General features: G+C 35.8%; 23 protein-coding genes. 8 read left to right on the top strand and 15 right to left on the bottom strand.

The window, feature by feature from the left end:
* Positions 1 to 464: hypothetical protein (locus MR054_RS16575; RefSeq protein WP_242158939.1), on the bottom strand; the 464-nt coding region annotated here is incomplete at its 3' end.
* A 232-nt stretch (positions 465 to 696) separates the two neighbouring features.
* Between MR054_RS16575 and MR054_RS16570 the strand changes: the two genes are divergently transcribed.
* Positions 697 to 3,087 carry an alpha-L-fucosidase gene (locus MR054_RS16570; protein ID WP_242158938.1) on the top strand — a complete coding sequence of 797 codons (2,391 nt, stop codon included), beginning with the start codon at positions 697 to 699 and terminating at the stop codon, positions 3,085 to 3,087.
* A 280-nt stretch (positions 3,088 to 3,367) separates the two neighbouring features.
* Here the strand turns inward: MR054_RS16570 and MR054_RS16565 are convergent, their stop codons facing one another.
* Positions 3,368 to 3,823 carry a DUF2846 domain-containing protein gene (locus MR054_RS16565; protein WP_242158935.1) on the bottom strand — a complete coding sequence of 152 codons (456 nt, stop codon included), beginning with the start codon at positions 3,821 to 3,823 and terminating at the stop codon, positions 3,368 to 3,370.
* 346 nt (positions 3,824 to 4,169) lie between these two features.
* On the opposite strand from MR054_RS16565, the gene MR054_RS16560 reads away from it, so the two are divergent.
* Positions 4,170 to 5,198: an alpha/beta hydrolase gene (locus tag MR054_RS16560; protein ID WP_242158934.1), complete on the top strand. Its 1,029-nt coding sequence runs from the start codon at positions 4,170 to 4,172 to the stop codon at positions 5,196 to 5,198.
* Positions 5,199 to 5,264: 66 nt separating this feature from the next.
* On the opposite strand, the gene MR054_RS16555 is transcribed toward MR054_RS16560, so the two are convergent.
* From MR054_RS16555 to MR054_RS16495, 13 genes are all read right to left on the bottom strand, one after another.
* On the bottom strand, positions 5,265 to 5,933 hold the full coding sequence (locus MR054_RS16555) for a hypothetical protein (RefSeq protein ID WP_242158933.1): 669 nt from the start codon (positions 5,931 to 5,933) through the stop codon (positions 5,265 to 5,267).
* A gap of 10 nt (positions 5,934 to 5,943) precedes the next feature.
* Positions 5,944 to 6,384, bottom strand: coding sequence for a hypothetical protein (locus MR054_RS16550; protein WP_242084639.1), 441 nt, complete (start codon positions 6,382 to 6,384; stop codon positions 5,944 to 5,946).
* A gap of 68 nt (positions 6,385 to 6,452) precedes the next feature.
* The gene (locus MR054_RS16545) at positions 6,453 to 6,977 is read right to left on the bottom strand and encodes an Hsp20/alpha crystallin family protein (protein ID WP_242158932.1); all 525 of its coding nucleotides are present in this window, start codon (positions 6,975 to 6,977) and stop codon (positions 6,453 to 6,455) included.
* Positions 6,978 to 7,099: 122 nt separating this feature from the next.
* Positions 7,100 to 7,516 (bottom strand): hypothetical protein, encoded by a 417-nt coding sequence (locus MR054_RS16540; protein WP_242158931.1) that lies wholly within the window; start codon positions 7,514 to 7,516, stop codon positions 7,100 to 7,102.
* Positions 7,517 to 7,533: 17 nt separating this feature from the next.
* Positions 7,534 to 8,907: an MBL fold metallo-hydrolase RNA specificity domain-containing protein gene (locus tag MR054_RS16535; RefSeq protein WP_242158930.1), complete on the bottom strand. Its 1,374-nt coding sequence runs from the start codon at positions 8,905 to 8,907 to the stop codon at positions 7,534 to 7,536.
* A gap of 6 nt (positions 8,908 to 8,913) precedes the next feature.
* Positions 8,914 to 9,756: a restriction endonuclease gene (locus MR054_RS16530; RefSeq protein ID WP_242158929.1), complete on the bottom strand. Its 843-nt coding sequence runs from the start codon at positions 9,754 to 9,756 to the stop codon at positions 8,914 to 8,916.
* 56 nt (positions 9,757 to 9,812) lie between these two features.
* Positions 9,813 to 10,643 (bottom strand): universal stress protein, encoded by an 831-nt coding sequence (locus tag MR054_RS16525; protein WP_242158928.1) that lies wholly within the window; start codon positions 10,641 to 10,643, stop codon positions 9,813 to 9,815.
* 20 nt (positions 10,644 to 10,663) lie between these two features.
* On the bottom strand, positions 10,664 to 11,506 hold the full coding sequence (locus tag MR054_RS16520) for a universal stress protein (RefSeq protein ID WP_242084633.1): 843 nt from the start codon (positions 11,504 to 11,506) through the stop codon (positions 10,664 to 10,666).
* Positions 11,507 to 11,536: 30 nt separating this feature from the next.
* Entirely contained in the window at positions 11,537 to 12,373 is an 837-nt protein-coding gene (locus MR054_RS16515; protein WP_242158927.1) for a universal stress protein, read from the bottom strand.
* Positions 12,374 to 13,003: 630 nt separating this feature from the next.
* Positions 13,004 to 13,390 (bottom strand): hypothetical protein, encoded by a 387-nt coding sequence (locus MR054_RS16510; RefSeq protein ID WP_242158926.1) that lies wholly within the window; start codon positions 13,388 to 13,390, stop codon positions 13,004 to 13,006.
* Positions 13,391 to 13,395: 5 nt separating this feature from the next.
* Positions 13,396 to 14,244: a universal stress protein gene (locus MR054_RS16505; RefSeq protein WP_242158925.1), complete on the bottom strand. Its 849-nt coding sequence runs from the start codon at positions 14,242 to 14,244 to the stop codon at positions 13,396 to 13,398.
* 85 nt (positions 14,245 to 14,329) lie between these two features.
* A complete protein-coding gene (locus MR054_RS16500) occupies positions 14,330 to 15,388 on the bottom strand; it encodes a response regulator (protein WP_242158923.1) in 1,059 nt (352 codons plus the stop codon).
* On the bottom strand, positions 15,385 to 17,265 hold the full coding sequence (locus MR054_RS16495) for a PAS domain-containing sensor histidine kinase (RefSeq protein WP_242158921.1): 1,881 nt from the start codon (positions 17,263 to 17,265) through the stop codon (positions 15,385 to 15,387). The genes MR054_RS16500 and MR054_RS16495 overlap by 4 nt, the downstream gene beginning before the upstream one ends.
* A gap of 132 nt (positions 17,266 to 17,397) precedes the next feature.
* Here MR054_RS16495 and MR054_RS16725 point away from each other — a divergent pair, with 132 nt between their 5' ends.
* The 6 genes from MR054_RS16725 to MR054_RS16470 are packed head-to-tail and all read left to right on the top strand — an operon-like array spanning position 17,398 to position 22,293.
* Positions 17,398 to 17,529: a hypothetical protein gene (locus tag MR054_RS16725; protein ID WP_262916397.1), complete on the top strand. Its 132-nt coding sequence runs from the start codon at positions 17,398 to 17,400 to the stop codon at positions 17,527 to 17,529.
* A gap of 39 nt (positions 17,530 to 17,568) precedes the next feature.
* Positions 17,569 to 18,192, top strand: a complete 624-nt coding sequence (locus MR054_RS16490) for a WG repeat-containing protein (RefSeq protein ID WP_242158920.1) — start codon at positions 17,569 to 17,571, stop codon at positions 18,190 to 18,192.
* Complete coding sequence (locus MR054_RS16485; RefSeq protein ID WP_242158917.1) at positions 18,189 to 19,274, top strand: site-2 protease family protein; 1,086 nt, start codon at positions 18,189 to 18,191, stop codon at positions 19,272 to 19,274. The genes MR054_RS16490 and MR054_RS16485 overlap by 4 nt, the downstream gene beginning before the upstream one ends.
* 2 nt (positions 19,275 to 19,276) lie before the next feature.
* Positions 19,277 to 20,356: an efflux RND transporter periplasmic adaptor subunit gene (locus tag MR054_RS16480; RefSeq protein WP_242158915.1), complete on the top strand. Its 1,080-nt coding sequence runs from the start codon at positions 19,277 to 19,279 to the stop codon at positions 20,354 to 20,356.
* Positions 20,356 to 21,618, top strand: coding sequence for an ABC transporter permease (locus MR054_RS16475; protein ID WP_242158912.1), 1,263 nt, complete (start codon positions 20,356 to 20,358; stop codon positions 21,616 to 21,618). The genes MR054_RS16480 and MR054_RS16475 overlap by 1 nt, the downstream gene beginning before the upstream one ends.
* Complete coding sequence (locus MR054_RS16470) at positions 21,619 to 22,293, top strand: ABC transporter ATP-binding protein (protein WP_242158911.1); 675 nt, start codon at positions 21,619 to 21,621, stop codon at positions 22,291 to 22,293.
* Positions 22,294 to 22,340: the final 47 nt, after the last annotated feature.

The following is a 22,340-nucleotide window of genomic DNA, read 5'->3' as shown; positions in this document are numbered from 1 at the left end:
TTTGTTTGTACTGTTATCAACGCGGAGCGTTGCAGGAGCATCACGTGAGTGGTGAATCCTGAATACCAATGGCATTCGAAGGAATTTGTTTGTACTGTTATCAACGCGGAGCGTTGCAGGAGCACCACTTCAGTGGTGAATCCTGAATACCAATGGCATTCCAAGGAATTTGCTTGTACTGTTATCAACGCGGAGCGTTGCAGGAGCATCACGTGAGTAGTGAATCCTGAATACCAATGGCATTCGAAGGAATTTGTTTGTACTGTTATCAACGCGGAGCGTTGCAGGAGCATCACGTGAGTAGTGAATCCTGAATACCAATGGCCTTCCAAGGAATTTGTTTGTACTGTTATCAACGCGGAGCGTTGCAGGAGCACCACGTTAGTGGTGAATCCTGAATACCAATGGCATTCCAAGGAATTTGCTTGTACTGTTATCAGCGCGGAGCGTTGCAGGAGCACCACGTGAGTGGTGAATCCTTAAAACTGAGGTTTGGTAAAACAAAAAAAGAACAATAGAGCGCCACGGAGTGCTGTAGGATCAAACAAGCCTAATTCCATAACCGCCTAATATATTTCAGCGTTTCATAACAGGATACTTTTGTAAATTCGTAAATTAAGGTATTAAGTTATGTCGCAAAATAAAAAACAAGGAAGTGACATGAAGAAGGAAAGCAATTACTATAAATAAAAACATATGAAATACAAAGTGAAGTATGGCTGGATAATGACCTTCCTCTTTTTGGTGAGCTTGAGTACAGCACAAAATAAAACAGACGATTTAAGACTGTATGATAGTTTTAAGCCCATTACTTCAGAGAATGTGTTTAAGACAGAAGGGTATTACAATTGGGGGACTTCCATATTAAAAGGAGAAAATGGTAAGTATCATTTGTTTTATTCGCGGTGGAAAAAAGAATATGGCTTTTTTGGATGGTTAACCCATTCTGAAATTGCTCATGCCACTTCTAAAAGTCCTGCAGGGCCATGGACATTTAAGGAGGTCGTTTTAGAGGGTACTCGTAAACATCGTTGGGACGCCATAACGGCACATAATCCTAAAATAAAATATTTTGAAGGCACATATTATTTGTATTATGTCGCGACAAACTTGGGAGATAAGGCGTTTACAGAAGAAGATCTCATAGAAACAGCACACACCGGTTACAGTCACCCAAACTGGAAGATTTTACGCCCCAATCAACGTACGGGTGTTGCGGTTTCAAATTCCATTAATGGCCCATGGAAACGATTGGACCAACCTTTATTAGAGCCTTCAGGACCCATAACAACAATCACTGTAAATCCGGCCATAGATAAAGGTCGGGATGGTAATTATTATTTAATCGTTAAGGGTGATAAACCCAATGAGATGCGATTTATAAGAAATCAGGCAATAGCGGTTTCAAAGTCCCCAACAGGGCCATTTCAAATTCAAGAAAAGCCGGTAATTGATTATATAGATACCGAAGACATGTCTATGTGGTACGATGAAACCAAAAACCGCTTTTACGGGGTGTTTCATGCTCATGGTTTTATAGGGTTGGTTACATCCCTTGATGGGATAAACTGGGAGAAAGCCAATGAATTTGTGTTAATGCCTAAAAGGATAAAAAAGGCAGATGGTTCAATTGTGGTTCCGGATCGTCTGGAGCGTCCGTTTATATACTGCGAGGACGGAAAGCCTAAAGTGTTAAGTCTGGCAGCTAAAGAGGGAAGCGAATCCTATAGCGTATTCATTCCCATAGAAGACATATCCAATCCCAAACCTAATAGTAGGCAACTCGCATGGCAGGAGGCTGAACTGGGAGTTGTTTTTCATTATGACTTACATGTGTTCGATGGTGTAAAATACGGGCAGAGTAATAACCGAATAGATCCTATTGATAATTATCAGATATTTAATCCTGAACAATTGGATACCGATCAGTGGGTAAAGGCAGCAAAAGCGGCTGGAGCTAAATTTGCTATTTTAACCGCGACCCACGAAACCGGTTTCGCGTTGTACCAATCTGACGTGAATCCTTACTGCTTAAAAGCATTAAACTGGCGTGAGGGCAAAGGTGATATTGTCGCCGATTTTGTAACGTCCTGCAGAAAGTATGGGATTAAGCCGGGAATTTATTTAGGTATCCGATGGAATTCGTTTTTAGGCGTTCATGATTTTAAGGTAAATGGTGAAGGTGAATTCAGAGAAAATCGACAAAAGTGGTATAATCAAATGGTTGAAGGGATGGTTAAGGAGATTTGTACCAATTATGGTGAACTTTTTGAAATTTGGTTTGACGGCGGTGCAGATCACCCTAATAATGGTGCTCCGGATGTTTTGCCAATAGTAAGAAAATATCAACCTAATTGCCTGTTCTATCATAATGGGCAACTCGCAGAAGTACGATGGGGCGGCTCTGAATCCGGTATGGTAGGAGATCCTTGTTGGGCAACATTTCCTTACGTTGCTACCGGCGCTGGAGAAAGTGCCAGAAAGAATATAGCCTCAAATAATTTTCAATTACTAAAAGAAGGAGATCCTAACGGCGAATTTTGGATGCCTGCCATGGCCGATGCCCCTTTACGAGGATACAACGGACGCCATGAATGGTTTTGGGAACCTGGTGATGAAGCACATGTGTTTCCCTTGGAAAATTTAATGACCATGTATTACAAGTCTGTCGGTAGAAATGCAACCTTAATTATGGGTTTAACACCCGACCCGAATGGGGTATTGCCGCAAGTGGATGTGGAACGGTTAAAAGCCTGGGGAGATGAAATCAAAAGACGTTTTGAAAGACCAATAGCTTCAACATCAGGAAAAGGGAGTACAATTACCTTAACCCTAAAAATGCCAAGTTTGATCAACCACATTATAATTCAGGAAGATATTAAAGATGGTGAACGTGTGAGGAACTATTTGATTGAAGGTTTGGTAAACGGAAAATGGAAGACCATGGTGCAAGGTAAAAGCATCGGACACAAACGTATACATCAATTTGATGCAGTTGAGGTTAAAGGGATTAGATTAAAAGTGTTAGAATCGACAAGAAAACCCATCCTTAGCAATTTAAGTCTCTATTATGTTTCAAATCTTTAAAAGGTTATATTCATAGTTTTAAGGGTTTTGCAATAAAGCTCAATATATTTTATTCTATTCGTTAAAGTGTTGCACCTAGCATGCATCTTGCTTCACTGGAATCACACAACCGAATATATTGATGGCATGTCATCCGGTCGCTATTTCAAAAGCCTTACTAATTTAGTAAGGCTTGATCTGATTTTCTGAGAACGTCATCGCATGATTACTGGTCATAAGCGTGTTCAAAAATTCTTTTGAATTGGGCAAACCATGATCAATAATAAGGCTGAATGGATACTTATTGTATTAGGTTGGGGATTTTAGGGGCTTTAAGCTTTTTCAGGATATCCAGTGCCTCTTCTTCTGTAAGCCACTCCAGTTCTGTTCGCGCCATAATCCATCCCATTTTAACTTTTTGTTTGATGTAATAGGTTTTTCCAACTTCCGGAGTTATAACAATCATGGCATAATTCTCGGCTTTACTGATGACTTCTATTTTTCCGTTTGCCGGATCAACCTGCCATGACAAATAACTATTGGGTCCTAATTCTCCAATAAATTTCTCGTCTTGATAAATCTTAAATGTTATTGCCGATCCGAACGAACTTGGTCTAAGAACGTATATCTGTGCCATGGTTTCATTATTATAATTATTGCCACTATTATTTCTGTCCGAATTCTGAACATATTGTTTAGTTGAAGCACAACCTGACAGTAAAAAAATTAAAGTCAATACTGATATAAATTTTTTCATGATACTTGTTTTAAATTATTCTTCCTCTATTATAAATCAATACCCGAATGTAGCTGTCCTCCAAATAATAAACAATGATATTCATCATCGACAGAGGTGGGAAGAACATGATTCTAGGAACAGCCAAATTAATTGTGGATGACTTCGACGTTAGGGGATCCTGAGTTTTCATACACACCATAGTTTTTGTTAAGCATGGAGTAATAAATGGATTGGACTAGCTATAAACTAAAATGACATGATGTGAAATAGGTTTTCGAAGACAAAAGAGTACCTTTCCGATCATGTAATGGATAATATGTATTTTTAGGGTATTGATAACATTTTAATACATAAAACTTTCCTTATGAGATTTTTTTTATTGGTAACCGCATGGTGTATTTCTGTTTCCAGTTTTGGTCAGGGTCGAATTGAATCGAAGGCGCTTTCTTCTGCAGCATTGATTAATAATGGAGGAGAAGATCCTAATCGACAACTAACCATATATCTGCCGCCCGATTATGACAAAGAAAGTAAGCGCTATCCGGTCATCTATTATTTGCCGGGTATAGGCATGCCTAATGACTGGCTTAGCGATCAGATCAAACCCATATTGGATCATGCCATACAAACGAACGATATCGCATCTGTCATTCTTGTGATACCGGACCACTACACGTTATATCAGGGAAGTTATTTTTCAAATTCATCATTAATTGGAGATTGGATTACGTTTACCAAAAAGGAGGTCGTTGATTATATGGATGCCAATTATCGAACCATTCCGAAAAAGGAAAGCAGGGCATTGGTAGGCTGGTCGTCAGGGGGTTTTGGTGCCCTTAAAATAGGAATGCAAAGCAGTGAAGTCTTTTCCCATATCTATTCCTTATCTCCGGGTTTGCTCATACTATCCGATGAATTTGCTCCGGATAGTCCTTCCTATAAAGAATTGGAGGATATTACAAATCCTGAACGGCTTCAAAAGGAGTGGATTGGGATTCCCAATGTGCTGGTGGCATCAGGTAGGGCATTTGCACCAAATCCAGCTAATCCTCCTTACTTCGCTGACTTTCCCGTGAAATTTGTAGAGGGGAAAAGGATCATTGATGACGCCATTTTAAAACGCTGGATAAGGGAATTACCATTCAATATGATTGAACAATATATGACTCAACTTCGATCACTACATTCTTTAAAACTGGAATGGGGGAGAAATGACGATTTTAAAAACGTGGTGTCTTCATGTAGAGCGTTTAGTAAAAAATTAGAAAATCTTGGCATTGTGCATCACGCCGAAGAATACAATGGAACCCATTTCAATCGGATCTTTGGAACGCATGGGCGCATTGCAAAGGACATGTTTCCCTTCTTAAATGACCATTTAAGTTTTGAATAATATGCTTAAGTGGATGATAGTCTTCTGAATAAACTGTTTAAATAAACCTTAATGGTTATATTGGATTTACTGAATGGCTCCATCTTCATGGAAATACTCTTCCATATCGGGACTAATAAGTTGTTGTTCTTCTAAAATAAGGATGACTAATCTCGCATAGTCATGAACGGTTTCATTAATGGATTCCGGGTCAGAGATATCAAAATACCCTTTCCAAATCAGTTCGCGAGGGTGTGTTGGACAAATACAATACAATGACGTTTCGGTATGATAAATGGTATATTCATTGTAATAATCCGGGTTGTAAAAGGCATCCTGGTATTTTAAAAAGTCTTCTTTAAATTTTTTATCCTTACTATCGAATCCATCATAATTTTTTTTGTACTCAATTTTATCTTCACTGCCAATCAACTTCGCAAACAGAATGGTGTCAAATCCATCTTGAATAAGTGTGTCTTCCAATGCATTTAGCTCTTCTTCCGTTTTCTTTTCTGTAGTGAATGATGATTTGAAATACGTAAAGCTGGTTTGAGCACTAACCCCTCTGGCTTCATATTCCTGTTTCAATTGATCTTCAAATTGCTGTCTCACCTCACTATTGGAGGTCAGACCAATAAGTAAAACCTTTTTTGGACTGTAAATGTCTATATCGGGATTTTTCCAATAGTCCACAAGTTCCACATTTGAACAATTGAGTACAAAAAAGAATAGCCCTATGCCTATTGGAAATTTCATAATCCTAATGTTACCCCGGAAGTAAAAGTTTATGGTCTTTTAGAATTTCGGCTATCAGCGTAAATAATTCTGATTTTAGTGTTTTATATTTTTCCATGAAACTATTCACAACCACTATAAGTTTTCCGTGTTTCTTTTTATATGCCTCTTCCTTTTCAACCTCATAACTATCGTCAAGCATTATACTTATACCTTTATCATGATTTCTTACGGTTCTGATCAATGTTTCCGTTTCATTTTGAAGAAGGCTCAATCGATCAATAATTTTTTTGGTATCCGAAAAATACTTAGAGTCGATGAGCTGAAGCGTGTATGATTTTATTAAATCGTCAAAAAATAATTGTTCGTCTTTCGCAAATTCCAATTCTGATAACCATTTTCGAGAATTATTATGCATGATTTCCGCATTTAACCAGACGCCATATTTAATTTTTTTTTCTTTTGATTTCATTTCTATTTGTTTTAGTTAAAAAAAACAGAAAGCAATATTTCTGTATATTGCTTTCTGCTCATTAAAAATTAATCAACTTCAATAACTTTTTTAGGAGGCTCTTTTATTTTGGCGTCTTCTCGTTTAATTAATTTAACTTTTAAGATACCATTTTTATAGGATGCCTTAACATCTTGATCTAAATCCACAGAAGGAGGTAGCATCATCGATCTTTTAAAAGATTTGTAATTAAACTCTTTTCGAGTAAAATCATCTTCTTTTTCTTCCTCTTCTATTTCTTTTTCACCATGAACATGAAGTACATCTTCTTCAATTGTCACTTCAAAATCTTTTTTAGTAAATCCAGGAGCGGCCAATTCAATTTCAAAATCATCTTTATGCTCTCTCACGTTCATAGCAGGCAATAGACTGTCATCTTCAAAGAAATCATCCTTAAAGATATCATCAAACCTCATCAAATTACTAAAGTCATCATAGTTGGATGGGAACAAACTACTCCAAGGTCTTAACAAATTGTTGCTCCAGGGAGTCAATAACCTGTTGTTAAAAGGTGCTAACCTTCGACTTTTTTTGCGTTTCATTAATGTTGTCATAGTCTTATTAATTTAAGTTACACGTAAATTTTATGTTCCCCTAAAGTATCCAGAATTACCATTTTCCACAATGATATATATCAGTCTGGACAATATATCAAAGTGAGTTATCCACGATTTTCTTAGTTAATAAGTACACTGTCCAGATATTGAAATAAATTATATTTGAAGTTGGCTACAGTACGGTTAAAATTGAATATTTTTAATTCAATAGCATCATGTTCCTTTATAAAAAAGGTGTCACAAGCGATATCATCGCATTCTATCTTAATATTTATATGATTTGAATGTGAATAAATGGCGTTTAGCAAGTCAATTCTTTTAGTATTTAACTCCTGGATTTCATGTTTAAGATCTGAAAGTCTTTCATATAAATTTATAGTGTGTTCCTTAAATATGGGCTTATCCAATAAGTGGTTATAAAAGGCCAGCTCTAACTTCATATTTTCCAGGGTATCGATTTCCAGTGATAGGTTGTATTGTAACTCATCAATGGACTTGTTGTCATTGTAACTTTTATAATTTTTGATTATTTCCATGTTGTGATTTTTTTAAATTATATCAATACGGTTTCCGCATCGTACAAATGCGGTATAGTGGCGTTCCAGTTATAGGTGTCTTTAATTTTAATACGCAAGGTATTAAGCGCATCCGCTTCCCCGTGAATTAAAAACACCTTCTCCGGAATGTTTTTAATGCTATTTGTCCAATCCAATATCTCATTCTGATCGGCATGTGCCGAAAGACTTTCTATATGCTTAATTTGGGCATTTACCGGGTAATATTTTCCAAAGATTCGTATTTCGTGGGCACCGTCGACCAGTTGTCTGCCCCGGGTACCTTCGGCCTGATAGCCCACCAGTAAGACGGTTGTACTGGGATTATCTATGAGTTGTTGTAAATAGGTGAGCACACGACCACCAGTGACCATCCCACTTCCTGCAATAATTATTTTTGAGCGTTGGTCATCGATGCTATCCCAGGTTTCTCTGTATGATTCTAAAAGGGTCACATGGGCGCACATGTTTCTATAGGATTCATGAGACAATTTATGCCATTTTGGAAAACGTTCAAAGACCTCTAAAACATTATTGCCCATGGGGCTATCAATAATGATTGGAATATTGGGGATCCTGTTTTTTTGATATAGTTTCCATAACACATACATGAGGGTTTGCAACCGTTCAACAGCAAAACTTGGAATAATAAGGTTTCCTCTTTTGTTAATGGTTTCCATTGCCAAAGCGGAAAGCAGGCCTTCAACATCCTCTTTAGGGTGCAACCGATTGCCATAGGTACCCTCCATAATTAAAATATCGGCCCACTCCGGCTTTTTTGGATTGTCCAATAAATAGTCATTAGGTCTACCGATATCGCCTGAAAACACAAAGCGCTTGCCGTTTATATCCAAATCTATAAATGTTGCCCCAATGATATGTCCATTGTACTGAAAGCGGAAAGCGACATGTTCGGACAAGGAGATCCATTGGTCAAGCATTTCCACTTGAAAGTGTTCTATCGTCTTTTCTGCCTCCAATACGGTGTAAAACGGCAAGGCCGGTGTATGTTTTGTGTATTTCTCTTTGTTGGCTCTCTCTGCTTCTTCCTCGTGTATTTTGGCACTGTCTTTTAAAATAATTTGAGCAATGGATAGTGTAGGGGCGGTTCCTAAAATTTTTCCCATAAACCCTTGTTTTAATAGTCTTGGCAAATACCCAACATGGTCCAAATGGCCATGGGTGAGCAAAACCGCATCAATACTTTTAACATCCACCGGTAAATGGCTCCAGTTTAACTCTCTTAAATTTTTTAATCCTTGAAACATACCACAGTCGATAAGGATATTAATTTCGGAGGTTTCAATAAGAAATTTTGATCCTGTTACCACTTCGGTAGCTCCCAGAAAATGTATGTTGACATGTCTATCCATAAGCCTTTAATGCCGACAGAGCATTTGTATTTCATTTAAAATGTTTTGCTTTCGTAATTCAGAAATCCCCAAATGGTCCAGATAAAAAACATCACCGATTAATTCCCTGCATAGCACAATGTCCCTACTTAATAAAAATTGTTTTTCCCGTCTGGACAGCAATGTCGATACGGTTATAGGATACAATCCAAGACGATCTATGCGGTCCTTCAAACCATCATTTTTTGGATAGTCCCAACTTAATAAATATAAGTTAGCACATTGGCCATATTGTATGGCATCTTCGGTAAAGCGGGTGTTTGTTACTACCCAGCCTTTAGTGAGTTTAGAGTTGTTTTTGGGATTTGAATTCCAATAAGCCTTTACATCAGTGTAACGGGAATGTATATACAGTGGAATTTTAACATTACATTTAAGCCCTTCTTCACTATGAAATTTACATTCTATAACTGTTGTTTCACCATTCTTATGGGCCAACACATCTATTTCATGGGTAACGCATTGCCCGTTCAGGACAGTATCAATTTCGACGGTATAACCGGAATATTTTAAAATGGCACCTATGAATCGCTCAAAAGGGAATCCTGTAGGACCAAGTTCGTAAATGGCTTTCTTAAGTTTATATTTAGAGGCTAAAACCCTCTTCTTTTTTTTAAGTAGAGCAAAGGCCCTGTTATAAATTTCTTTTGTTGATATGTCGGGGTAAAGTTCATCCTTGACTTTATCAATAATCTGATCGACCGTATGCTCATCTGCTCCTGTGCGTTTTAAGGACGCTTTGAGTTTAGCTAATGAAAATTTTACCCTTTCGCCTGAAGATTTAGTGATATTAATACTAGGAGTTTCCATAAGGTTATGGTATTATTTTGGATGTGAATTGGTTACTGGTACAATTTTATTCCAGTTTATTCCGGTATGACCATAAAAGGAATTTTACAATGGTATCCTATCTTTTTAATTACAGGTTCATGGGTTATTTTTTCCATGAAATTGTGCTTATAGTTCACCATAGCCAGAATATTGATATCCAGTTCTCTTATAAAATCATTTATTTCCATTTCTTTATTACCATATTTTGGCATCCAGTGAAATGAGTAATCGTAATGGTCTAAATACTGTTTAAGCTTATTTAGATTGTACTCTTGAATGTCATTGAGATTTTCTTCAGCATTGATGTGCATTATTCTAATTTTGGCATCGTAGAGATCGGCTAACAGCTTTATTGGTCGTAATTCTTTGTCGCTGTAAAACCGGTTATAATCGGTGGGAAAGGCTATTTGAACAGGAACCAAAAAATCGTAGGTTTCGGGAACGATTAGCACCGGGCAATTTTTTAAATTGTTAATAACGTGTATGGTATTACTGCCAAAAAACACTTCCCTGGCACCAGTAGCACCCTTAGTACCCATGATAACCAAATCGATATCCCATTCCAGTATGGCTTTTTTTAATGCCGTATTTAAATTTTCCTGACTTAGAATAATCTGAAAGTCATGGTTACAATTGGCATTTGTGGATTCGGCTAATTCTTCTAAGTCCATCAACGATTTTAAAGCGTCTTGCTCAATGGATTTTAACAATTTATTTGAAAAATAGGAGAGTGTTGAAATTTGAATGAATGTGGAATTCAATAAATAGAATGTGCAGAACTCATGCTTAAAGAGCTTCAGGGCATAGATGATCGCATTCCATGCATTATCTGAAAAATCGGTGGGCAGTAAAATTTTCCGTTTCATGTGTTCTTTGGTTTGGCATTTTACATGTTTTCCGGAATGACCAAAAATGGGACATTAAGATGAAACCCTATTTGGTTAATCGTTGATTTAAAGAACAAGTTCTCAAAAAACGAGTGCTTGTTATTGATCATGACTAAAAGATTAATATGTTCTTTTAGTTGAAATTTCGAGATGCACTCTTCCACGGTTTGGTTGCTCACGTGATAAAACAAATGTGTTGTATTCTTAAAGAGTTTATCAAGCTTTCTCTTGTTTTTTTTCTGTAATTCCGATAGGTCATATCCATAGGTAGCATGTATAACATTAACTTTGGACTGGTGGAGGGCTATGATATCAAAAAGGGGTTTTAAATGATGTTGTTTATAGTTTATTTTATAGTCGGTTGGGAATAAGATGTCGTTTGGTTTTACAAATGAAAAATCGCTTGGAATGGCCAAAACGGGGCAATTCAAATGTTTAAAGGCATGTACGGTATTACTTCCCATTAAAATCTCTTTAGCACCGGAGGCCCCTTTTGTGCCCATAATGACATAGTCTATCCGCCTTTCCGTAATAATGTCTTTAATTTCAGGAATTAAGGCATTGAATGATGCTATTTGCTCAATGGTATGTTTAGGGTTCGGCAGCTCATTTGAAATTCGTTTTTTTAAGGCATATAAGTTTTCAAGAGCGTCTTCACGGGCCTGGTTGTGCATGCCAAATTGTTCAGGTTCTACCAAAACATATTCTAAATGATAGATTTCTGGAGTATAGGTGTTAAGTAAAAAAAAGTTACAAGCGGTATTTTGAAATAGTTGTACGGCGTATTGAATGGCATTCCATGAATTATCGGAAAAATCGGTGGGGAGAAGAATATTTTTCATGATATGTATCGTTTAAATTGAGATAACCCATCAGGTTTCCCTGTTTTGTAATATTAAATATGGAATATCAAGGTTTAAGATGATTTCATCCAGGGTGGTTTTAAAAATAATATCTTCATAGGTCAGGTGGTTTGAATTTACAAGAACAAGCATGTCTATTTCATTGTGTTTTATGTAAGACCGTATGGCATCCGTGATATTTTGATTGCTTGAGGTTTTAAAATGGATTTGATTTTTACCTAGTTCTTCATTCAAAAACCGTTGATTATCTTTTTGATGGGCTGAAAGTTTTTTACTTTTGGTGTTGTAAAGAACATCAATTACAGCCCGGTATGAATAAGCTATTTCGCTGAAGAGTTTCAATTCCCTTCTTTTGTAGGGGATTAAATAATGCGTCGGAAAAAGAATGTGTTTGGGTTTGTTGTAATCACATTGTTCGGGAATAACCAATACGGGGCATTTTACATATTTTATCACTTGAGGGGTATGGCTGCCAAAGGTTATATTTTTGTGATGGCTCTGCTCTTTAGCACCCATCACAATGATATCGATATTTTGTTCCTCAACCAGATGGTCTACCTCCTCCAAAAGTGAATGATTTGTTGAAATTAAATGGTACGAATGTCTTGGATTTGGAGTGGTGGAGGTAACACTTTTTATGGTTTTTTCTAGCTTCTTTTTAGCTATTGTAGCGGTATCAGTAAGTATAGTCTCTAAATTTGTTTCCTCGCTATTGATTTCCGGTGCATCACTATCATCCTGGTAGGCATGCATGATGTAAAACGAACAAATCTCATATTTAAATAAGTCTGCCGCATAGTTAAATGCATGGTCTGAAAAATCGGTTAATATCAATATTTTTCTCATGTCTGATAGTATTATCTTTAAAATTAAAGACTATAAGACCCTGATACAATGATATATATCAGGTTGAAATTTCAGATTTGATAGGATTTGAATGGAACCTTGCTAATAAAAAAAGAGGAATGCAAAAGTCCATCCCTCTCTTTTTTCACCAACTAGTATATGCAAAATGATTAATAGCCTATGTTAAAAAGAAACAGGAAGGATGAACTTCCTGTTTCCTCTTTGAAATATTTGATTTTATTAACGATCCTTTTCAAAACATCAATATTTCCATTACGAGTAATATTAATTCTTCAGATAGTCAATACCGCCAAATATTTCTAATAGTGCTTTAAATATTAAATTTAACAACACTATTTTTCTTTAAGAAACAGGAGATCGAAATCTCCTGTTTCTCCAAAATGTTTAATGCCATTAATTAACGTTCGGTTTTCTTCAATATAATTTTTTAAAAGATCAATATTATTGGGTTTTCCCGGGTAATTAATACTTTAAACACCTTGTAGCTTTTATCATCTTTCAATAACAAAGCTTAGATTTTAAGATAACTATTAAGTAAAGAACGTTTTAATTAGCGTCTAATATAAATTAACTTTTAGAGTTAAAATATGATATTTATCAGTTTATTCATTAAAAAGGAACAATATTATAAACCATGTTTAGTAAAAACAATCCCGTAAAAAACAGCAATGTATAAATAACCTGCACCAGTTTAATGTTAATGAACTGCAGAAATGCAATGGTCCGTTTTGGGAAGATAAACAACAACAGACCCAATATAAGGGATATCCAACCCATGAGTGTGATAATAAATTTCCAATTGGGTTCCCATATATTGTGCAATAGGATGTTTATAAGGCCAAATAAAATCGCCATAAACGATGAAATAATCAGGAATTTTTCATCTTTTAAATCGGTAAAAATTTGTTTTATTCGTTTGGGATTGAGACTTAAAATCAAGAAGAATATGATAAGATACCAACCCCAGAATTTTGCCAAGAATATTGAAATGTCCATAATGTTTAATTTTTTTCATGTAACACCAAAAAAGGAATTTTTATGTGATAACTTATTTTTTCGATTTTTGAATGAAATAATATTTGCTGAAAATAATTTAAATTTTTAGCCACCATACAGATTAAATTTATGTTTTGGGTTTCTACAAAACCTTGGATCGCATCTTCCAGTTTTGTATTTGTTAAATAATGAAATCTGGAATCTATGCTAATGAAATAATCCCCTAAAGTCTCACGATTTATCTGTTGTTCTGTATTTAAACTCGTTTTGTTTTTACTGATATGAAGGATATGCAAGGCCGCCTTGTTTCGTTCAGTAATCTCAAATAAGGGCTGTAATATTTGAATATTGTAATTCAAGGAAAAATCGGTTACAAAGGCAATATCTCTGATTTTACAGAAATTGGCCTGCTCAGGAACTGCCAGGAGATTACATTTCACTTTGGTGATAACATCACCCGTGTTGCTTCCAATAATAATTTCCTTTAAACCTGAGGCCCCTTTGGTTCCCATGACTATGGTATCTATTTGTTTCTGCTCCACATGCTTACGTATGGACTCGATAAAAAAGTCGTAGTCGGTCATACTGTAATAACTGTGGTATGGATTGTTGGGGAAATGTTCAGAGATTCGCTTTAATACCTTGCGTAATTTTTGTTTAGAAGGTTTTTTGTGTACGGCTTCCAAAACCTCTTCCGTTGCAATATAAGGTGAGCCATCCAAAAAATTGTCGCTTACCCGGATAATATGTAACAAATAAAAATTACAGGGGACGGTATCAAAAAAATGAATCGCATATTTTATGGCATTCCAAGAATTTTCCGAAAAATCTGTAGGTAATAAAATGTTTTTCATCGAATGGTCTCTTTACCTACTAAATTAGGCCGTAGTTACTTCAGATGAAATGATATTTATCATTTTAACTCTAGAGCTCCCGAAACTAGGTAATACTTTTTAGTTTTTTAAGGTCTATCACTTTAATGTTTCTGCCCTCTGCTTTTATAATGCCCAGTTTTTTGAATTCGGTTAATGCCCTTATCAATGTTTCCGGAGCAATACCAGCCACACTGGCCAGATCACTTCTTGAAATTTTTATGGGATCGTCAGGTTTACGATTAATTTTTTCAGCAAATTTTAGGATGGTTGAAGCCGTTTTTTTATTCACTGTACCATAAGCCATTTCTAACAACTGTTCCTTTATAGTAGACAGATCATCTGTTAAGAGGTCTATGAGTTCCAGAACAACTTTGTGATTTTTGCTTAATACGTCATTAAAATCCAATATGGATATACCCAATAATTTAGTATGGGCAATGGCCGTAGCAGTTTCCTGATGTGGCATATTGTTTGTAAATGAGGTATAACCAAATAAATCATCTTCTTTGTGCAAGGCCGTTACCAATTCTTTACCCTGCTCATCAATGCGATAACATTTCACGGCACCTTTTTCAATTAAGTAGATGTAATTGGAATGATCGCCTTCATGATAAATAACATCATCTCTGTTGAAGTGTAGTTCGACTCCATAATCATCAAAAAAGTTTTTTAAGTCATTTAGTGTTTTAATTTCATTTTCATGAAACGGCATAATCTTCCTTTCTTCTTTACCGCGTTTCAATTCATTTAAAATGGAAACTTTTGCCAATCGACTTTCAATGGCACTAATAATATCATCTTCCGTAAAAGGTTTGGTAATATAGTCGTCCGCACCTAAATTCATGCCTTTTCTAACCTCATGACGTTCGGTTTTAGCAGATAGAAATATAAAAGGTATTAATCTTGTAGGGCTATGTTTGGAAAGGATGTCCAAAGTGCCATAGCCATCTAATTCGGGCATCATAATATCACAAACAATAATATCGGGCAAATACTTTTTAGCCATTTCTACACCTATCACGCCATTGGAAGCCTTTAAAACGTTATAGTTGGAGAGCTCTAAAAGTTCTGCAGTATTTTCTCTTAAACTGGTATCATCTTCTATGAGTAATACGGTTTTCATGGCTGTGCTATATTTGGAAAACTTATCACAAAGGTGGTCCCTTGATGCTCCACGCTTTCAAAAAATATGGTCCCCCCTAAATTCTCCAGATGGCTTTTTACAATATTTAAGCCTATACCGGTGCCTTGGATGTTTTCAACATTATGGGCTCTGAAATACCGTTCAAAAATGTGTTTTTGATCCTTTTCCGGTATGCCCATACCATTATCTTTTACGGTAACAGTGGTTGTTTTTTCATTTTGTTCAATGTGCAATTCTATCGTTGATCCTTCGGGGGAATAGTTTATGGCATTATATAGTAAATTGGAAAGAATGACTTGAATTATTTTCTCATCCTGGTAAAGGGATAAATCATCAATATTTTCCGGGTATTTTATTTGCTGTCTCTCCTTTAGAAGCATATTGGCATCATACACCACCTCATTTACCACCTTACTGAGCTTAAATTGATCAAACTTATAATTTACTTTACCCGTTTCGAGTTTTTCAACAGATAGAAAGTCATTGATGATATTGTTTAAAAAATGAACTTTATCCTCTATGGTTTTAATATGTCGCTTTCGTTTTTCCTGCTGTTCTTGTAACGGATATTTACCTAATAATTCGGTTGATGTTAAAATGGCACTTAACGGGGTTTTAAATTCGTGCGAGACTAACGATAAAAACTTCGTTTTTAATTCGTTGAGTTCCTTTTCTCTATTCAGAGCTAATTCTAGCTGATGTGTTCTTTTTTCAACCTTCATTTCAAGTTTTGTGGTGTAGTTTTTCCGTTCTGTTATGTCCAGAATAATGGCAATAAACACCTCTCGACCATTTAGAGTTGATAGTTGTAAATGCACTTCAATCGGATAAGTAGTGCCATCTTTCCGCTTATGCTCACTTTCAAATTCTAATTTCTCTATATGTTTTTTTAATAAAACATCAATAGCCCTCTTAAATGTAATGTCCTCTCCACTTGTTTTAAGGTCAATTGGGGTCATATTCCTCAATTCCTCTAAAGTATACCCGATGTTTTTTTGTGCCCCATAGTTTACATTGATAAATTTTAGGGTGCTGGCATCAAAAACATAGATTTCATTTAGGGATTCATCAAAAATAGAAGCCAAATATTCACGTTCCTCTTCTTCTTTTTTTCTTGACGTTATATCATTTAGAATGCCGATAAAGTTGGTTACCACACCATTGGCGTCTGTTATGGGAAACACATATAAATCGTTCCAAAACAGGGTTCCGTCCTTCTTATAGTTTCGCAATCTGGCCTGACAGCTTTCCCCGTTTTTAATGGCTTTTCTAAGATCATCAAGGGCTTTTTGATCTTTATCATTGCCCTGTAAAAACCTGCAATTTTTATGCAATATATCTTCCTCGGAGTATCCTGTGAGCTTTTGAAATGTCGAATTAAAGTAAATAACCGGGTTGTCATATTTTAGGGCATCTGTAATGACTATGCCATTGTTAGCAGATTGTAACGCTTTCGTGCGAAGCATAAGATTCTTTGTAATCTCTTTTTTTTCTGAAATATCCTTGATCAAGGCCATGACGTAGGTTTTGTCATATATAGAAAAAGGATTTAATTCAACTTCTACAGAAAAAATAGTGCCATCCTTTTTTAAGGCATAAATATCTGTGGCATCAGTCATTTTACGGCGTTTCCCTCTTTTAATAAATTTCTTGAAATATAAAGAATGACTTTTGTGATAATTTGATGGAATGAGTAAATTGAGATCCTTACCGGTTAATTCCATTTTGGTATACCCGAAAATTATTTCGGAGGCTTTGTTAACCTCCATTATTTTTTGGTGACTATCAACAATAATGACCCCTTCAGAAATAATTTCCAACAGAATGTTAAATATTTCCTGATCTTGTTGAAACATATAATTACGCTTTGGATGGAATTTAATAGACTAAATAAGAGCTTTTTTATGTTAAAATGAATGACTTATGTCATAATTATACGGCATAATGCTTTTTTAACTTTTTATGCAAATGATTTTATTTACCAGGTCATGATTCTTGACCTTGATTTAGGGAATCACGTCAAGCAAACTTCAAACCGTATAAAACATTCCCATAAATACATGCTTTCTAATGAAGAAGGCCTTTTTATCATGATGAATATCATTTTAAAATTGGGGTAATCCTCCTAAATTTGATCACTACTATTAAAATATACTGTCATGAAAAATCTATTTATTATACTTTTAATTTGCCCGTTTTTTGTGTCTGCACAAATTACTGAGGAATTGGATTACATTGCCCCTTTTAATGACGGCGTTGCAGCTGTTCAGAAGGGGAACTCCTGGGGGTTTATAAACCATAATGGCCTTTTGATCATTGATTTTCGGGATGATTTGGTCACAACCGCCATGGCGGATGGTTATAAATATCCTGTTTTTAATGATGACCGATCTTTAATCTCAAAAAAAATAGATGGGATACTCTATTTTGGATATATCGATAAAACCGGTAAAACCGCAATAGTACCCCAATTTTTAAATGCTTCAAACTTTAATAACGGTCAAGCCATAGCATTACATATCATCAAGGAAAGGCTTGGGGATAATGAAGTTTTAGGAAAAAATGTGGTGAATTATAAATATTTTGAAGTCATTATTGATATTGAGGGTAACATCGTAAATTACTTAAATCCAAAAGGGGTTAATGTGGTATTGGACAAGGGCTATTTACAATCTCCGCCCAAAATAACTTCAAGACCAATTACCGATGACCTTTATGCTGTAATCTCAGGGAATAAGAAATGGAGAATCGTGTCAATAACTAATGATCAGGAGTATAAATGAAAGCTAACCTAAATTTAGGTCGTGTTTCAGGAATAAAAATAGTATTGCATTGGACCTTCTTTTTTTTAATAGCCTGGGTGGTTATAAGCGAATTAAAGCGAGGCGGTAATGCGGCGAGTATATTTTTTAATATCATTTTGATTTTTGCGGTATTTACCTGCGTCATTTTACATGAATTGGGACACGCATTAGCAGCACGGCATTTTGGTATTCTCACAAAAAAAATAACCTTGTTGCCCATTGGTGGTATGGCCAGTTTGGAACGTATTCCAGAATCGCCAAAGCAGGAACTTGTCGTTTCACTGTCCGGTCCATTGGTCAATGTGATGATTGCCATGTTCCTGTATATTATTATTCCCGTAGATGAGTTCATGAGATCTAACTTTACGGAAACATTTGAAGTTCTCATGGGTTTTTCTTTTCAAAACTTTCTTTTCTATTTGTTCTTAGTGAACATGGGATTGGTCATTTTCAATTTGATCCCGGCCTTTCCCATGGACGGCGGCCGAATTTTAAGAGCCCTGTTATCCATAAAACTATCTCGTGTTAAAGCCACCCAAATTGCTGCTACCATTGGACAGGTTATTGCAGTACTATTTTTATTGGCGGGGTTACTATTTTCTCCTTTTTTAGTCATTATAGCCCTGTTCATTTATTTAGGAGCCTATGCCGAAAATCAATTAATTCAGCATTTAGCATTATTAAAAGGGCATAGTGTTGAAGAAGCCATGATGATTTTTATAACCACATTTAAACCGGAGGACCCTTTGGATTTGGTGGTTAACAAAATAATTTCGGGCACAGAGACAAACTTTATTGTTGTAAAAAACCATAAAATAAAAGGTATTTTATACCTTGAACAGATTATTGGAAACTCCAATAAGGATATTTTGGTTAAAGATGTTATGGACACAACGTTTAAAACAGTAAAGCACACGGACCATCTTGATGATATTTACAATATCATTTTTTCCAGTAAGAACGCATTTGTACCCGTGACAAAGGACGATAAACTTGTTGGTGCCATTGATGCCATTAATTTGAATGAATATCTTCTCATACAAGACCAATTAGCCTATTGATTATGAAGCTTGTATCATCGTTTAGTCTGCTTTTCCTCATGATATCGTGCCATAAGACAGGAGATGGCATATTACCCACGGTTGGACCGTTAACCGAATCCGTATATTCTTCAGTAACCGTTCAGCCGGATAGTCTATATCATGCTTATGCTAAGGTTTCCGGTATTTTGGATGCCAATCTGGTAGAAGAGGGGGACCTTGTTGCTAAAGACGACCCCCTGGTGCAAATTATTAACAACGCCCCAAAACTCAATGCCCAAAATGCCAAATTCAGTTTGGAGTTGGCCAAAGAGAATTACAAAGGGAAGGCGGCAATTTTAAGCGGCATTCAAGATCAAATCGATGCGGCAATACTGAGACACAAAAATGATTCCATAAATTATTTCAGACAAAAAAAGCTCTGGGATCAGCATATAGGTTCCAAGATTGAATTCGATACAAAAAAACTGAATTATGAACTGTCATTAAATGAGTTACAAAGCCTTCAGAATAAATACGATCGATCTAAAAATGAATTACAAACCGCATTAAGGCAATCCGAGAACAACTATCAGACCGCATTAATAAGTACGAAGGATTTTACCGTAAAAAGTAAAATTAATGGAAAGGTATACGCCCTTTATAAGGAGCCGGGAGAAAATGTCAGTACTATGGAACCCCTGGCTACCATTGGCAGTGTCAATAATTTTATTATTGACATGCTTGTGGATGAAGTCGATATTGTTAAAATTACAATTGGTCAAGATGTTTTAATCCATTTAGACGCTTATGATGGTGCTATTTTTAAAGGAAGTATCTCTAAAATATATCCTAAAAAGGACGAACGAAATCAGACTTTTAAAATAGAAGCCACTTTTAAAAATCCACCCAAAGTATTATACCCTGGTCTTTCAGGCGAAGCCAATATTATTATAGCAAAAAAAGATAGTGCTTTATCCATTCCCAAGGCCTATGTAATAGAACGTAACATGGTAAGAACCGATGATGGATTAACACCCATTACCACAGGTTTACAAAATTTGGAATCTGTTGAGATCACATCTGGTATAACCAAGGACACTTACATTTATAAACCGGAGTAATGACCAATTGGCCTCTGATATTAAGCATTTCAAAAACGCATTTATTGACCAAAATAAAACAAACGACCATTGCCTCTCTGGGCGTAACTTTTGGCATTGGTTCCTACATAACACTGGTTTGTTTTATGACCGGCCTAAATGCCATGTTAGACGATTTAATTTTAAATCAGACCCCGCATATCCATGTTTATAATGAAATTGAACCATCCGAAAAGCAACCCGTTGATTTGTATGATGCGTTTAAAAACAGTTTTAATGTGGTCCATTCCATAAAGCCCAAATTAAGTCAGAAAAAAATTCATAACGCTTTACCCATCATCGATTATCTTAATGAAGATGACCGTGTAATGGGGGCCTTACCACAGGTAAAAACGCAAATTTTTTATATTGCCGGTTCTATTGAAATAGGAGGAAACCTTACCGGGATAAACCCACTAGACGAGGCCAGGTTCTTTAGAATGGGAGATTATATCGTCGATGGGTCTTCCGAAGCTCTGCACAATTCGGATAATGGGATATTATTGGGTATTGGTATTGCAAAAAAGATGTCTTTAAAAGTTGGTGATCGTGTCCAGGTCAGTCCTATTAGTGGTGGTGTATTTTCATTAAAAATAGTGGGATTTTATCAAAGCGGAATCGCAGATTTAGATGCGATCCAAAGTTTTACAAACTTAAAAACCGTTCAGCGCATATTAGGAGAAACCAATAACTATATAACGGACATTAGTGTAAAACTTCATAACATCGAAGACGCTGTTCCCTTGTCAAAAAAAATAGAACAGCAATTTGATTTAAAAGCTGTGGACATAAAAACGGCCAATGCCCAATTTGAGACAGGAACTACCATTAGAAACTTGATTACTTATGCGGTTTCCATTACTTTACTTATTGTTGCGGGATTTGGTATTTATAACATTTTAAATATGCTTATTTATGAGAAAATGAACGATATCGCCATTTTGAAAGCCACGGGTTTCTCCGGTAAAGATGTGCAATTTATTTTTATGAGTCAGGCTATGATTATTGGTTTTGTAGGGGGCATTTTGGGTTTGCTTATTGGGTATGGTTTGACCAGTTTAATCGACACCATTCCATTTAAAACAGAAGCGTTGCCAACCATTGAGACTTATCCCATAAACATGAATCCGTTATTCTTTGTAATTGGGTTTACCTTTGCTTTGGTATCTACATTTTTAGCTGGGTATTTACCATCGAAAAAATCAAAGAAAATAGACCCTGTTAAGATTATTAGAAGACAATAAATGAGCACTGTATTAGAGGCAAGACATATCAATAAGTATTTTAAAAAACCCATATTATTTCACGTTTTAAGGGATATAAATTTTAGCGTGAATAAGGGCGAATTTGTTTCCATTATGGGAAAATCGGGTTGTGGGAAATCCACCTTATTATACGTATTATCAACCATGGATACCGATTATGAGGGGGGATTATATTTAAACGATAAGCTTATAACCAATCAGAGTAGAGATCATTTGTCTGCCATAAGAAATAAACATATTGGATTTGTATTTCAATTTCATTATTTGTTATCTGATTTTACGGTTTTGGAGAACGTCATGTTGCCAGCAAAAAAACTAGCAGAAAAATCATATCAAGAAATTGAGCATGATGCCATGGAAAAACTTAAAATGCTTAAGATTGAGCATTTAGCGAAAAAAAAGGCATTTCGCATTTCAGGAGGTGAAAAACAGCGTGTGGCCATAGCGAGAGCCTTAATAAATAATCCGGCTGTAATTATGGGGGACGAGCCTACCGGAAATCTGGATAGTCATAATTCCGAAAATGTGTTTCAAATTTTCAAAACATTGAGTGAAGATGAAGGATTATCGTTATTGGTGGTCACCCATGATGAAGATTTTGCTAAGCAAACCAATCGAATCTTGACCATGGAAGACGGCCGGATTATATCCTAACTTCCTTTACATGATGTAAATCATTTTTTTTCATCCATAGGGGTCTT

Source organism: Aestuariivivens sediminis, assembly GCF_022662105.1.
In the GTDB taxonomy this organism is placed as follows: Bacteria; Bacteroidota; Bacteroidia; order Flavobacteriales; family Flavobacteriaceae; genus Aestuariivivens; species Aestuariivivens sediminis.
This window is presented reverse-complemented; position numbering and strand designations above follow the sequence as displayed.

Bases quoted from the DNA above. Each gene is read 5' to 3' on its own strand.
- MR054_RS16570 (WP_242158938.1), top strand. From the start codon at position 697: ATGAAATACAAAGTGAAGTATGGCTGGATAATGACCTTCCTCTTTTTG.
- MR054_RS16565 (WP_242158935.1), bottom strand. From the start codon at position 3,823: ATGAAAAAATTTATATCAGTATTGACTTTAATTTTTTTACTGTCAGGT.
- MR054_RS16560 (WP_242158934.1), top strand. From the start codon at position 4,170: ATGAGATTTTTTTTATTGGTAACCGCATGGTGTATTTCTGTTTCCAGT.
- MR054_RS16555 (WP_242158933.1), bottom strand. From the start codon at position 5,933: ATGAAATTTCCAATAGGCATAGGGCTATTCTTTTTTGTACTCAATTGT.
- MR054_RS16550 (WP_242084639.1), bottom strand. From the start codon at position 6,384: ATGAAATCAAAAGAAAAAAAAATTAAATATGGCGTCTGGTTAAATGCG.
- MR054_RS16545 (WP_242158932.1), bottom strand. From the start codon at position 6,977: ATGACAACATTAATGAAACGCAAAAAAAGTCGAAGGTTAGCACCTTTT.
- MR054_RS16540 (WP_242158931.1), bottom strand. From the start codon at position 7,516: ATGGAAATAATCAAAAATTATAAAAGTTACAATGACAACAAGTCCATT.
- MR054_RS16535 (WP_242158930.1), bottom strand. From the start codon at position 8,907: ATGGATAGACATGTCAACATACATTTTCTGGGAGCTACCGAAGTGGTA.
- MR054_RS16530 (WP_242158929.1), bottom strand. From the start codon at position 9,756: ATGGAAACTCCTAGTATTAATATCACTAAATCTTCAGGCGAAAGGGTA.
- MR054_RS16525 (WP_242158928.1), bottom strand. From the start codon at position 10,643: ATGAAACGGAAAATTTTACTGCCCACCGATTTTTCAGATAATGCATGG.
- MR054_RS16520 (WP_242084633.1), bottom strand. From the start codon at position 11,506: ATGAAAAATATTCTTCTCCCCACCGATTTTTCCGATAATTCATGGAAT.
- MR054_RS16515 (WP_242158927.1), bottom strand. From the start codon at position 12,373: ATGAGAAAAATATTGATATTAACCGATTTTTCAGACCATGCATTTAAC.
- MR054_RS16510 (WP_242158926.1), bottom strand. From the start codon at position 13,390: ATGGACATTTCAATATTCTTGGCAAAATTCTGGGGTTGGTATCTTATC.
- MR054_RS16505 (WP_242158925.1), bottom strand. From the start codon at position 14,244: ATGAAAAACATTTTATTACCTACAGATTTTTCGGAAAATTCTTGGAAT.
- MR054_RS16500 (WP_242158923.1), bottom strand. From the start codon at position 15,388: ATGAAAACCGTATTACTCATAGAAGATGATACCAGTTTAAGAGAAAAT.
- MR054_RS16495 (WP_242158921.1), bottom strand. From the start codon at position 17,265: ATGTTTCAACAAGATCAGGAAATATTTAACATTCTGTTGGAAATTATT.
- MR054_RS16725 (WP_262916397.1), top strand. From the start codon at position 17,398: ATGATTCTTGACCTTGATTTAGGGAATCACGTCAAGCAAACTTCAAAC.
- MR054_RS16490 (WP_242158920.1), top strand. From the start codon at position 17,569: ATGAAAAATCTATTTATTATACTTTTAATTTGCCCGTTTTTTGTGTCT.
- MR054_RS16485 (WP_242158917.1), top strand. From the start codon at position 18,189: ATGAAAGCTAACCTAAATTTAGGTCGTGTTTCAGGAATAAAAATAGTA.
- MR054_RS16480 (WP_242158915.1), top strand. From the start codon at position 19,277: ATGAAGCTTGTATCATCGTTTAGTCTGCTTTTCCTCATGATATCGTGC.
- MR054_RS16475 (WP_242158912.1), top strand. From the start codon at position 20,356: ATGACCAATTGGCCTCTGATATTAAGCATTTCAAAAACGCATTTATTG.
- MR054_RS16470 (WP_242158911.1), top strand. From the start codon at position 21,619: ATGAGCACTGTATTAGAGGCAAGACATATCAATAAGTATTTTAAAAAA.